This is a genomic window from Candidatus Marinimicrobia bacterium CG08_land_8_20_14_0_20_45_22, assembly GCA_002774355.1.
Taxonomy (GTDB): Bacteria; Fidelibacterota; UBA2242; order UBA2242; family UBA2242; genus 0-14-0-20-45-22.
Genome location: PEYN01000009.1, coordinates 1 through 13742 on the forward strand (window position 1 = coordinate 1; position 13742 = coordinate 13742).

Annotated in this window: 12 protein-coding genes; 10 read left to right on the forward strand and 2 right to left on the reverse strand. The window is 44.9% G+C overall.

Features of this window, described 5'->3' with window-relative positions; all coding sequences use genetic code 11:
- The 10 genes from COT43_00650 to COT43_00695 all read left to right on the forward strand — a co-directional run.
- Positions 1–1083 (forward strand): hypothetical protein (locus tag COT43_00650; protein PIS30955.1); only part of this gene is annotated, 1083 nt, incomplete at its 5' end.
- A 184-nt stretch (positions 1084–1267) separates the two neighbouring features.
- Positions 1268–2779 (forward strand): hypothetical protein, encoded by a 1512-nt coding sequence (locus COT43_00655; protein ID PIS30956.1) that lies wholly within the window; start codon positions 1268–1270, stop codon positions 2777–2779.
- Between the two features lie 22 nt (positions 2780–2801).
- On the forward strand, positions 2802–4529 hold the full coding sequence (locus COT43_00660) for a hypothetical protein (protein ID PIS30957.1): 1728 nt from the start codon (positions 2802–2804) through the stop codon (positions 4527–4529).
- A 17-nt stretch (positions 4530–4546) separates the two neighbouring features.
- A complete protein-coding gene (locus tag COT43_00665; protein ID PIS30958.1) occupies positions 4547–5527 on the forward strand; it encodes a diguanylate cyclase in 981 nt (326 codons plus the stop codon).
- 5 nt (positions 5528–5532) lie between these two features.
- The gene (locus tag COT43_00670) at positions 5533–6351 is read left to right on the forward strand and encodes a peptide ABC transporter permease (GenBank protein PIS30959.1); all 819 of its coding nucleotides are present in this window, start codon (positions 5533–5535) and stop codon (positions 6349–6351) included.
- Entirely contained in the window at positions 6314–7144 is an 831-nt protein-coding gene (locus COT43_00675; protein PIS30960.1) for an ABC transporter ATP-binding protein, read from the forward strand. The genes COT43_00670 and COT43_00675 overlap by 38 nt, the downstream gene beginning before the upstream one ends.
- Entirely contained in the window at positions 7141–8121 is a 981-nt protein-coding gene (locus tag COT43_00680; GenBank protein ID PIS30961.1) for a hypothetical protein, read from the forward strand. The genes COT43_00675 and COT43_00680 overlap by 4 nt, the downstream gene beginning before the upstream one ends.
- A 30-nt stretch (positions 8122–8151) precedes the next feature.
- On the forward strand, positions 8152–9432 hold the full coding sequence (locus tag COT43_00685) for a hypothetical protein (protein PIS30962.1): 1281 nt from the start codon (positions 8152–8154) through the stop codon (positions 9430–9432).
- Between the two features lie 190 nt (positions 9433–9622).
- Positions 9623–10222 carry an ArsR family transcriptional regulator gene (locus COT43_00690; GenBank protein ID PIS30963.1) on the forward strand — a complete coding sequence of 200 codons (600 nt, stop codon included), beginning with the start codon at positions 9623–9625 and terminating at the stop codon, positions 10220–10222.
- On the forward strand, positions 10185–10628 hold the full coding sequence (locus COT43_00695) for a hypothetical protein (protein ID PIS30964.1): 444 nt from the start codon (positions 10185–10187) through the stop codon (positions 10626–10628). The genes COT43_00690 and COT43_00695 overlap by 38 nt, the downstream gene beginning before the upstream one ends.
- Positions 10629–10828: 200 nt before the next feature.
- On the opposite strand, the gene COT43_00700 is transcribed toward COT43_00695, so the two are convergent.
- Positions 10829–11509: a hypothetical protein gene (locus tag COT43_00700; GenBank protein PIS30965.1), complete on the reverse strand. Its 681-nt coding sequence runs from the start codon at positions 11507–11509 to the stop codon at positions 10829–10831.
- A gap of 43 nt (positions 11510–11552) precedes the next feature.
- Complete coding sequence (locus COT43_00705; protein PIS30966.1) at positions 11553–13226, reverse strand: hypothetical protein; 1674 nt, start codon at positions 13224–13226, stop codon at positions 11553–11555.
- Positions 13227–13742: the final 516 nt, after the last annotated feature.

The following is a 13742-nucleotide window of genomic DNA, read 5'->3' on the forward strand; positions in this document are numbered from 1 at the left end:
GCGCAAAAAGAAAGGCTTTTTCGGAATATTGAATTCGATACTGCGATCTACCATGCAGACAAATATCTTCCGGAGTTAGAATATCTGGACTTATTGTACGGCATCGCCGAAATATCTATGAAATATGGCGAGATGAACCGTGCGGAACAGGTTCTCCGGAATATCTCGGACCAAAAATCGTATAACGCCGACAACAATATGCTGGCCAAAGCGCACTATAAATTGGGAAACGTCGTTTTTTATCAGAATGATTTTAAGATGGCGGATGAAGAATTCGGGGAAAGCCTGCAGTTGTTCAAAAAGACCAATGATGAAAAAGGCATTGCGCTTGTTTCGAACGCACAAGGTATTTTATTGGTGCAGAAGGGTAAAATCTCCGAAGGTATTGTTTTGATCGAAGAGGCTCGCAAGATGGCGAATGCGCTGAATTTTGCCGATTTGGTCATCAACACAAACATGAATATCGGAAACGCTTATCACATCAGCGGAGACGCCGATGCCGCCATGGCGCATTATCGTGAAGTCTTGAGTCTTGCCGAAAAAAGAGGAGAGAAAGATACGCTTGCCAACATGCATCTGAACATCGCGATTGCCTATAAATTTAAAGGTCAACTGGACCGCGCGACGAATCATGTTGAAAAGGCATTCGAAATTGCAGGAGAGACAAATAACCTATATCAAAAAGGTCTTGCCTATTTGATTAAGGCGGAAATCGCCTGTCTCAAAGACGATTTGTCTTCCGGAACAGCGCTGGTGACTTCGGCATTCTCGATTTTCAGCGAAATTGGCGACCGCCTCAGCATTGCAGAAGCCTACAAGATACTTGGAATGATTAACCGCAAGAGCAAACGGTTCGACATCGCGCTATCGTATTTAGAGAACAGCAAGCGTATCGATGGAGAACTGAACCACACTCTCAATCTGGCAGAAACACTGATTGAAATATCGGCGCTCTACAAGGATATGGGCGAGGCGGAAAAAGCGAAAAAGTACCTGGAGCGTGCCGTCGGGCATTTCGAAAATATCGGCGCTGAAATTCGGGCGAAAGACGCGAAAAAACTGTTGAATAATCTATCAGCATAACAGCGGTCCATCCGTAATGCCGATGGGTTGTCGGTGAAATTTAATAAAAATCTATAACTCTTTATGTGGGCGTGGGAAATAACGGTCTCATTTTCTTGACTTAAAGCAATCGCCTGTTTAAGTTAATAGCGGTATTTGGAAATAACGAAAAAGGGCGATCATTTTGGGACGATTGGATTAGAATTTGAGCGACTTAAAGAACGAATCACAGGTAAATAGCGACTTTTCACACAAAGATAAATACCGGTTCATTTTTGATAAGATAAGCGATTTGGTTATCTTGTGTGGAGCCGATTATACCATTTTAGAATCGAATCGGTCAGCGGATGTCATTTTTGGGCAAGGCGAATCGCTGGTAGGGAAAAAATGTCATTCGGTTTTACATCAAAAGGGCATGCCGTGCATCGATTGTCCGCTTCATGACACATTAAAAAGCGGTCTGATCATTCCGCTGGTCAAATATGACGAACGGTTTGGTGAGTATTTTGAAGAGCGGACACATCCCATACTCGATGAAGACGATCATCTTCAATCGTTTATCATCACCAGTAAAAACGTCACAAAAAGTCGTGAACTGGAAGAAAAATCCGCGCAAGCGAAAAAATTGCTCGCTCTTGGACAAATTTCATCGGGTGTCGCACATGATTTTAACAACGTCTTAACGGTTGTCCTCGGGCGCATTCAACTGCTCAAGAGGCAAATTACCGACGAGTACATCCTCAACAGCCTGAAAATGATCGAAAAGTCTGCACTCGACGGCGCATCGAAAGTCCGTAAAATTCAGGAATTCTCACGCCCGAGTGAAGGTGCGCTAACCGAAACAATCGATTTGAAGAAGATAATTGAAGAGGTTGTCGAAATCACCCGACCCAAATGGGAAACCGCATCAAAGCTCAAAGGCACATTGATCGAACCGATTTTGGAACTGGAAGACAAGATTTTTGTGTTGGGCGATTCATCAGACATCAGAAATGCTTTCACCAATATTATTTTCAATGCCGTTGACGCGATGCCGGAAGGCGGAGTGCTGTATATTAAAACAGAAACCGATAACCAAAACGTTTCTATAAAATTTAAAGACACCGGAATCGGAATGACACCAGAAACCGTCGAAAAAGTATTCGATCCGTTTTTCTCGACGAAAGGCGTGATGGGAACCGGCCTGGGCATGAGCGAAGTTTACGGGATTATCAAGCGTCATAACGGTCGAATCGGCATTCAGAGCGAGGTCGGAAAAGGAACGATGATTTTACTGCATCTTCCAAAAGTGGCCGCCGCGAAGATCGGCGCTCCGGTGATCGAAATTGGCAAGACCGCTCCGGCCCGCATTTTGGTTATCGACGATGAGGAACATATTCTGGAAATATTCAAAGATTTGCTTTCCGAACTCGGTCATGAAGTCGATACAAATTCGTCCTCTGTGGCGGCGCTTGATTTATTTCGAAAGAAGCGGCACGACATCGTCATCACTGACCTTGGAATGCCTGTAATGACCGGAATAGAAATTTCCAAAAAGATCAAAGAGATCCGTCGGGAAACTCAAATCATTATGGTTTCCGGCTGGGCGTTGAGCCTTGACGAAAAATCTGTGAGTAAATGCATCGATTTTGTGATCAATAAACCATTCTCGATCGAAAAAATCATTTACACAATTTCGGAAGCTGCAGCCGTTATCCAAAAACAGAAAACCGGTTAATTTCAACCCGATTGCTCATTCCTTGAGAAAAATCCTCTATCTTGCTTTAATTGCCTTCTTTGTTGCCTGCGGATCGGATAAACAGAAGCGTTTTGTTGGTGACGATGCAAATTATTCGGAAAAGGATATTGTCAATGGCGGAACGCTCGTCGCGGGAATCAATGGTGAACCGGACGCACTGAATCCGTTGACCGGATTGCTTCAGCCGGCCATCAATATCCAGAGCCTTATTTTCAGACGCTTGGCGGATATCAACGAAGATTTGGCGACTTTTTCGCCGCAAATGGCAAAGAGTTGGGAGTTTTCAAAGAACGGCCTTGCCATTACATTTCATCTTCGTACAGACGTTTTTTGGCACGACGGCGCTCCATTCTCAGCAAAAGACGTTGTCTTTACTCACGAAATCGAAGTGAATCCGAAGATTTTCTGGGACGGCGCCTCATTCAAGGTCAACATCAAAAAAGTGATAGCGCTTAATGACTCGACGGTTGTGTTTTATTTCGCTAAAAAATCGCCGACGATGCTCATGGATGCCGTTGAAGGATTCATTCTTCCAGAGCATTTGTTGAAAAATGTCTCGCCGGAGAAAATGCCGACGATTGCATTCAATCGTCATCCAGTCGGAACAGGCCCTTTCCGATTTCAAGAGTGGAGAAGTCAGCAATACGTGATTTTAACACAGTTTGATCGCTATTATGAAACTGGCAAGCCGCATCTCGACACCGTGATTTTTAAAATTATTCCAGACGGTGCCGGTATGGTACGCCAACTTCTCAGCGGCGACATCGATTTTACCGAAGTCATTCCACCGCGGGATTTCATCCGTCTGCAAAAAGAGTGGAAAGCCGGGAATTCGCCTCTGCGTCCGGTAAGTTATCTCGGACGGACGTACGATTTCATTGGATGGAATCTGATCGACGGAGCGCACTTTCGGAAGATGCGCAAAAGATATGGCGAAGATGTTTCCAGTATTCAGAAATATATCCAGCCGCATCCTCTTTTCGGAAGCCGGAAGGTCAGAACAGCGCTGACGATGGCGATCGACCGCGTCGCGGTTGCGCGGATCGTCAATGACGGAATGGCAACGCCAATGAATGGCCCGATTTCGTTGGTTCTTTGGGGGTACAACGAAAAAGCCAATCGTGTCGTTCCGTTCGATCCCAAACGCGCCGCCAAACTTTTAAAAGAAGAAGGCTGGAAGGATTCCGACGGCGATGGCGTTCTGGAAAAAGACGGAAGGAAATTCCGGTTCGAAATGATAACCAACGCAGGAAATACACGACGAGAACAAGCTTTAACGCTGATTCAAAATCAGCTCAAACAGGTCGGCGTTGAAATGATCCCGAGAATCGCGGATTCCGGTCTTTTGTTTGGAAGAATGTTGCCGGAACGGGATTTTGATGCTGTTCTAATCGGCTGGAATGTCGCCCTGAAAATGGATTTGTCGCCGTTGTTTCATCGTTCATCGTTCTTTATTCCGTTTCATTTTAACGGCTATTATTCTCCGGAGTTTGACCGGCTCGAGGAATTGGCGGAATCGACGATTTCTCCTCAGGAAGCACAGAAATATTGGGATGGGATCACGACGCTGTTGTCAACCGATTTGCCGTACACGTGGCTTTACTATAAGATGGAGTGTTCGGCGATTCATCGCCGGTTCAAGAATGTCGTCATCGATCAACGGGGCGCGTACAATAACCTCGAAGATTGGTGGATTCCGGTGAAAGAACGCCGTGCGATCGGCGACTAACGGAAAGGTTTGAAGAAGTGTCCGCCTATTTATTCAGGCGATTAATCGGGATTGTGCCGGTTGTATTGATCGGCGCGACGCTAATTTTTATCCTCGTTCATCTTGCGCCGGGCGATCCGGCAACGATCTTTCTCGATCCGAATGCCGCAATTCATACACGTGAACAAATCGGAGAGCGGTTCGGCTTAGATCAGTCGGTGGCAACGCAATATCTGAAATGGCTTTTCGGTGTGATCTTTCATTTCGATTTCGGAAACTCTTTTACTACCGGCCGTCCGGCTACTGAAATGATCGTTGAAGCGCTTGAACCGACGTTGATCCTAACAGTTCTTTCATTGATTTTAGGCATTTTTATTGGGATAATTTTAGGAATTTACGCCGCCGCTTGGGAGGGACGCGCTTTCGACAAAGCGATCTCCGCAATCATGCTTTTCTTTTATTCTATGCCGTCGTTTCTGATTGGCGTTTTACTGTTGGGATTATTTGCCGTGCGGCTGGATTGGCTTCCGTCTTCTCAAATGGCGTCGCTTTTTCACAATCAGTTGTCATTTGGCGGGCGCATACTGGATTCTATCCGACATCTCATTCTACCCGTGACAACTTTAGGCATTTCATTTTCCGCCGTCTTTTTCAAATATATCCGCGGAAGCATGGTTGAATCTCTGCACTCGAACTATATTTTGGCAGCGCGGGCGCGTGGTGTGGAGAGCGGAAAAATATTTTATAAATATGCGCTTCGGAATTCGCTCCTGCCATTTATCAGCACGATTGGGCTTACACTTCCGATGCTGTTTAGTGGCGCGCTCATCATCGAAATTGTCTTTTCTCTGCCCGGAATGGGGCGCGTGATGTTTTACGCGGCGCTCGCACGTGATTATCCGGTCATCATCGCCGCCGGTTCGCTGGCGTTTTTTTCTGTCGTTGTGGGAAACCTGCTGGCAGATGTTTTTTATGTGATTGCCGACCCGAGGATTCGACTGAAAGGGCGGTCGTCTTGAAGCGAATGTGGCGCGATAAAATTTTTCGGTTTGGAATTATATTAGTATTGACGATCCTTGTTCTGTGTGTCTGCTTGCCGTGGGTTATGCCACAGGATCCATATACGCAGAATCTTGAGGAAATATCACAACCTCCATCGCTATCTCATCCGTTTGGGACGGATTTCTTCGGGCGCGATCTTTTTAGCCGGATTTTATACGGCGGAAGATTATCGCTGACAATCGGCATTATTGTAACATTTTTCGCTGTCGCCATCGGAACGATTATCGGAATGATTTCCGGTTATTTTGGCGGATGGATAGATGTTGCGCTGATGCGGTTTGTCGATGTTATGTTGGGTTTTCCGCGATTGTTCATTCTCCTAACAGTGGTCGGATTCACCCGTCCTTCGTTTGGTCTGATGCTTGTAATTCTATCGTTGTTTTCATGGATGGAAGTGGCGCGGATCGTTCGGGCGGAAGTTTTAACCGCCAGAGAGCGGTTGTACGTCAAATCCGCCGTCGCTCTTGGATTGAATCGTCGGCGCGTACTTTTCCGTTACATTTTCCCGAATATTCTTGGTCCGATCATCGTGTCTGCAACGCTCATGATTGGCAGTGTGATCGTCATCGAATCTGGATTGAGTTTTATCGGTTTGGGCGTTCAACCGCCGGGTGCCAGCTGGGGAACGATCCTGAATCAGGGTTTTCAGGATTTGGCCGGCGCGTGGTGGATTACATTATTTTCCGGTCTGGCGATCGTTGTGACGGTCATCGGTTTTAATTTAGTTGGCGAAGGATTGATAAATGTCCTGGATCCGAAAACCGGCGAGCGGGAATTATAAGATGATAATGAATTCCGACTGCGAAAAACTCCTCGATGTTAAAGAACTTACGGTTCGTTATGGACAGCGAAAAACATTCGGGCTGAGAGAAAAAACCGTCGTTGCTTTAAATAATGTTTCATTTTTAATCCATCGTGGCGAGACGTTGGCGCTCGTTGGCGAAACCGGAAGCGGAAAAAGTACGATTGCCATGTCGATCCTGCATTTCGTTGCGCGGCATTCCGGAGAAATTCTGTACAGAGGGAAAAATATTTGGAAATATAAACGCGGGGAACTCAGAGCCTATCATCGAAAAGTCCAGCCAGTTTTTCAAAATGCGGACGAATCGCTGAATCCGCGACTGAAAGTTAGGTCAACGCTTTTGGATGCGCTCGATCCGGCGCTTTCATCAGAAGAAAAAAATCGTCGCATTATCGAATGTCTTTCCGCCGTCCAGTTGAATGAAAATGTGCTGAGCCGGTTTCCGCATCAGTTGAGCGGCGGTCAGAAACAGCGCGTCTGTATCGCCCGCGCGCTGGCGACTGAATCAGAAATGCTGATCCTCGACGAGGCGATCTCTTCGCAAGATTTGTCGCTTCAGGCGCATCTGCTCAAATTATTATCCGAACTGAAGCAGAAATTTTCTCTGACTTATCTCTATATTTCGCACGATCTGGAAACAGTCCGTGTGATCGCAGACCGTGTCGGAATTCTGAAAGATGGGCGATTGATCGAAATAGGCGATAAAGATGAAATCTTTAACTCGCCGAAGGAATCGTACACGCAACTTTTACTGGAAAGAAGCCGGTTTTGACAGTGGATCACCTGACGCTGGAAGTTCGCAACCTGTCGCTTTTCATTCAATCTGAAGGCGTCGATAAAACGATCTTTGAAGAGGTCAGTTTTAATTTCAGTGCCTCTTCCCTGCTAGCTATCGTCGGCGAATCCGGCGGCGGTAAAAGTCTGCTTTGCAAATCTTTATTGAGATTAACACCGGGAAATGCGCGACTTTCCGGGTCGGCTGTTCTTTCCGGTTTACCGACGCCAATCGATCTGATTTCCTGTTCGGAATCCGAAATGGAATCCATCCGTGGCAGGCGGATCGGCATGATTTTTCAGGAACCAGCATCGTCGATGAATCCGGTGATGACGTGTGGCAAACAGATTTTCGATGCGCTTCCCAAAAATGTCCGCTCCGACAAACTTTTAGCCCGACGAAGAATCGCCGAACTTTTAGAATTCGTCGGATTCAAAGAGCCAAACCGAATTGCCCGCTCATATCCGCACGAACTTTCCGGTGGCATGCTCCAGAAAGTCGCCACCGTTTTAGCGATCGCCGGTGAACCGTTGATTCTGATTGCTGACGAACCATCGACCGCGCTCGATGCAATCAACCGATTTGAACTGATGGAATTATTTCAGCGATTGCGGAAAGAGTTCGGAATGTCGATTCTTTGGGTGACGCACGAACTGCGATCCGCTTTGACGTATGCTGACGAACTCTTGGTTTTGTATGACGGAAACATGATGGAGTCCGGGAAAGCCGCCGAAATCGCCGAGCATCCGAAACATCCATACACCAAAGCCTTGATGGACGTTGAAAAATCATTCCGCGAACCGGACGGACCTCGCCCGATTCCGGAAGAGATATTACCGGCAGAAAATCGCTCTGCCGGATGTGTCTTTGCCGGGCGATGCGAATTCGCGAAACCGATTTGCCGGATTGAAAGGCCGAAATGGGAATCCGGTGAGAATCGCCACGGCTGGCGTTGCCATTTTCCGTTGAAGTGATTGAAACTGAAAAATAGAAGGGGATTATTCATGAAAACCAACCGACCGAACTATCTGAAACGATTCGCGCTTCTGTTCCCGATTTTAATATTAGCCATTTTCCCGCAGACGCCGGATGCGAATATTCAATCGCTGATCGATCGGAAAGAATATTTCAAGGCGAAAGATAGTTTGGTGGTTTACGCCGAAATGTTGTCGGTCGAAAAAAGCCTTTACTTTGGAGCAATTCTCGACAACGTGTTCAATCGTCCGAATATTTCTAACGAGAAAATCCGCCATTGCCTCGAATTTCAATTATCAGATACGCTCGTCGCCGAACTTCTGAAGACAAAGCTCAACAACGATATTCGCATGAATGATTTCAAGGCGGCGACGGCGGTTACGGATACATTGTTGAACCGTTATATCGCTTTATTAGACAGCGTCACACGAACAGACATCGCAAATGACGGCATAGCATGGCGCGCGTTGGCAAGCAATCCGTCAACAACTGTAGATATTTCCCGTGAGACAACTATTTCGATGAAAAAAGACATTGTCGGGCTTCTGCGAATTCCCGTTCGATTCGAAAAAAAGAACATGAAGTTTGTCTTCGATACCGGCGCGAATCTCTCACTTGTCAGCGAAAAGACGGCCAGGAAACTCGGCGTCAAGGTGCTTCCAATAGAATTTCATGTTCAGGGAGCGACCGGGAGGGTGGTCAAATCCAAAATCGGCGTTGCGGACGAAATCCGGCTGGGCGACATCGTCGTAAAAAACGTTGTGTTCATCGTCATGCCGGACAAAGAACTGCGGTTTCTGGGATTTTACAAGATCAACGAGATCATCGGTTTCCCGGTGATCAATCAGTTGAAGGAAATTCGCCTGAATTATGCCGAAAATACGTTGACCATTCCGGCGGCTCCGACGAACTCGGAGGAGAAAAATTTTGCCATGGAAGGATTAATGCCGTTGATTGAAATCGGCCATCGGAACGAATGGCTGGTTTTCACATTCGATACCGGCGCGAACTCAACCTCGCTTTATCCGAAGTATTATGAAAAATACGCCGCTGAGATCGATTCGACTTATAAGTTAGGAAACATCATATCCGGTTCCGCCGGCGGGATGGAGAAAAACCGCGCCTACAAACTTACGAACGTGCAAATGCGCATCGCCGGAAGAGATGTTGTTTTGCCGGAAGTCAGCCTACTTAAAGATGTTCAGACCGAACACAGCAAATATTTCTTCGGGAATCTCGGGCAGGACGCCATTAAGCAATTCAAAACCGTCATCATCAATTTTGACAAGATGTTCGTGGCGTTTGAATAACCGCGGAGATTGACAGCCTGAACCACGAATTAACACGAATAAACACCAATTTTTATTTCCAAACCAGTTCCCGCGATGTCGAAAACTGGTTTTAACTGTTAGTGTCGTGCCGGTTAAGTGTAAAAAATTCTTTTCATCAGCCAGCGTTGTATGTAAATTTTATCCGTATGTATAACTATTGCAGACAAAGATGATCAAGAAATTATTTGGTTCGGAAACCCGGATCGCTCTACTTCGTGAATTTTTATTACACCCGGAAAGCGAGTTCTACCTCCGCCAGTTCTGCACACGGTTAGGATTGTTGCCGAGGTCTGTCAGTCTGGAACTGGCGAATCTGGAAGGCATCGGGTTAATTATCAGACGACCGGCAGGGAAATCGATTTTCTATCGCGCCAATCGTGATCACGTTCTCTTTGATGATTTGCAAAGAATAATCATCAAGACGGTTGGATTGGCCGACGTCGTCCGGAAAGCGCTTGAACCTTTTGCGGTGGATATTGCATCGGCTTTCATTTACGGATCCTTCGCGAATGGCGGCTTTACTGCTGAAAGCGATGTTGACCTGATGATAGTCGGAAAAGTTTCTTCTCTACAGATTTCCGGCGCGATGGGAGTGGCCGGACAGCAGTTGGGACGCGAGATCAATTTTTCCATTTTCACCGAGGAAGAATTCATCCGGCGCCTGAAAGAAAACGATCATTTTATGAAAAACGTAGCAGATAAATCTAAACTGTTCTTAGTCGGAACCGCCTATGAGTTTGAGCGAATGGCTGAAAAACGGTTGGCTTAAACCCTACCAACCGAATCCGCAGAAAATTCGGAACATGCTGAATCTGATTCGGCGGGATCTGAGGGATTGCCAGTCAACCGAGATTTCTACCGACTGGCGTTTTGCCATTGCGTATAATGCCGCGCTAACCAGTTGTCTGATCGCCTTGCATTGTCGCGGATACGAAGTCACCCGTGGACAAAGCGAACATTACCGCGCCATCCAATCGCTGACCCTGACAATGGGCGAAGAATTCTCAACAATTAAAAATTACATGAATGCCTGCCGCAATAAGCGTAATATATCCGATTATGAATCGGCCGGAACAGTGTCCGAAACAGAAGCGCAGGAATTATTCGCAACGGCTTCCGATCTGTTCACGGCGCTGGAAAACTGGCTACGGGAAAATTATCCCGAAATGATCTGAGCAGAACAACAATCCTGTTTCCGACATGATTATTAGCGAAAACGGAATATTAATCCCGTCGTCTGCGACGCCGAGTTCCAACACGGTTGGAACACTCCAAAATAGCCTGTCAGCATCAATTTCGATAAGATGTCCATGGCGTTTGGAACTTTTAAACGTGGATTACGCGGATTTTGGGAATCAGTTTGACTTCAAGAAAACTAACTTGCAATGGTTTTTGCATTCTGTTCTGTGTCCCATTCTTTATAACGCTTAACCAAGTCTTTAAGAAATAATTGAACTTGATTAAAAATCTCACTTGCACACTCTATATCAATCAAAAGGTAATCATAGTAGAATGTGATACCATTTTTCTTCCTTTTCCATTTATCTATATTTTTCCGATTCTCTTTTGTCAACATTTCTAAACGACCATTTGCATGTACAATGGCATTTCGTAAATCGGCGAGCATTTCAACAGTTACCTTGATGTTATCATCACTATAATACTTAAAGTGAAGAATGTGATCAAAGTATATTTCCGCCCTTTCAAGAAAACTTCCTCTTAGGTTATTCAAAGAAATGTATTGACCTTGAGTTTTTTGAATTAATTTTGCTATTTCTGTAACTGACGATTCATAAACTGAATATGTTGATATAACAAATGACCCAATTAAAAAACGAGGTATAAGGAATTCGACAGTATAATCGAATCTCTGCTTAGCGTCGCTCCATTCTGAATCTTCCGGTGTCAATTTATTTTCTTTACAATATTCATCAAAATTTGATTGGTTTTCAACGCGAAGTGATTGCATCTGTTTTTTGATAAGATCATAGTTATTTTTAAGCGCCTCAATTTCAAGTGATACTTCCAATAGACGAAAATCAAGTTTTATCTGCATCTTTTCGAAAACTTAATACCGTTGATAAATAATCAGAAACATTTTATTGTTCGCAAACGCACCTAAACCCAATTACTTCGACAATGCCTGATGGGAAACAATAGTTACGACGAGTCGTTCGGCAAAGATCTGCATCCCATTTAAAATCACCTCCACGCAAAACTCGAACCATGCTTGAACTAGGACCGGTCGGATTTTGTGTTATTATGTCTGACTGAATATCATCATCTTTTGAAACAGGCAAGATTTTTTGTTGTAGTTCTTTGACAATCTGCAATTCAATATCAGCTGGATTACCTGTTACAATGCCCATCTCAATAGCATTATTAACAACACGTTTCCTAAACTTTTCGTCTTCCTTTAAATCGTCTTCAAATGTTCCAGTTACATTAAACACCTGATTTAAACCTGAATATATCTTATCAGTAAGTCTATTACTTTTACCAAGTTCAACTGCAACTGATTCTTGTGCTGCACTTGCTAAGTTCATATACCTATTTGCATAATCCTGTGAATCAGCTGGAACATCATCAATATTAGTTTTACCTGATACATGGAATAGTGAATATTGTTTGAAGTCGGATACATCTCCACCCTGCTTAACATAATCATTAAAATACTCATCAAGAGCAATGTCTTGTAATTCCTGTGACTTCAAAAACTCGTCTTGATTAAACACTCTTCCAGCGCGTCCTAGCATACTCTTAACTACCGATGGTAGCATCTGGTAACGACCGAGCGCACCCGTTGTCTTATCAACAGATTTTTGATTGCTGCCAGAAGCTATAGCTATAGCTCTTCTCCAGCAAGATGTCATTTTTCTATCGGATGTCTCTTTCCACCATATTGAGCCGATTGTATAATATAACTTGTCACCCCAATCCGAGCACCACTCCCTTACATTTCCAGACATATCAAATAATCCCAATTCATTTGGTTTTTTCTGTCCTATGTAATGTATTCTTCCTCCGCTATTTTTGTCATACCAGCCAACTTCGTCTATATTATCACTCCCGACATATTTGTGACCCTTGCTTATATTGCCGCCACGTGCCGCGTATTCCCATTCCGCCTCTGTCGGTAATCTATACTTCTTTCCGGTTTTTCTGCTTAACCATTCACAATAAGCGACTGCATCGTTCCAGGAAATATTAATCACTGGATAGTTGTCACACTCCCCTTCTTTTCGGACTTTACCATTCTCATCACGTTTCCAAGTAAATCCTTCATTTTCTGGTATTTTGTCAAAACTTTTTGTGAACTCGTAGATTTGTTTTGTAGTCTTAGCCCAATTAATAGCAAAAAGATCATCTTCCGTCTGATAGCCAGTCTCCACAATGAACTTCTCAAATTCTGCAACTGTCACTTCATATTTTCCCATCCAGAAGTCGCTGACGGTGACGGTATGCACCGGTTTTTCATCATCATTTCCATCATTACTCCCCATCTGGAATGTTCCGCCTTTGACGAAGACCATTTCAGGTAGTCCTGTCGTGTTTTTTGGTTCTGTTATCAGCGTCTGTGGTGGTTCGCTGTGTAGGACAGGTTGTTTGCCAGCCAGTTGACCAGCGACGCTGCTCAGACAGGTCATCACATCGCCGATGTCGCCTTTGAGGTCGCATGTGCCGACGCCAATCAGACTACCTTTTTCAACGCCGACCAACCGGGCGGTTACCGAATAAGTCTGACCCACTTTGCTGATGCTTCCAACGACCATTTGTTCGACCGCCAGCAGTTGTCCGACTTCCACCGCACAGGCATCCGAAGTACAGCCGGATTGTTGAAATCCTTGCTCTTTGAGGATTGCATCCATTTTCTCGCGTTCCAGAATGACGAATTTTCCCGTCAGAAAGAGTGTCGCGCGCAGACGGTCGGTCAAAGCGCTGGCATCGTCTTTCGACACGTTCTTTCCCTCAAAATCAATGACGGCGATGTTTGTCTGTCCGAACAGCGCTGAGATAAGAAAAACAACTATTGCAAGGAGCCTTGCTTTCATATCAATCCTCTCAATTTTAAAAACACAATGGGAGATTATAAGACGAATTCTGAAAATTAGCAAGTATTTCAAGATGTTTGTGGCGTTTGAAAATCAACCAAACCAATTTCCGGCTCGCCGAAAACTGGTTTGGGTTTTGTTTTTGGTTGTGTAAATCAAAGTGTGTAAACTCATAAACAAGTTAGACATAATTCTTTAAAATTTCCTCAAAGTAAATTAACAATTGCGCATAAATAA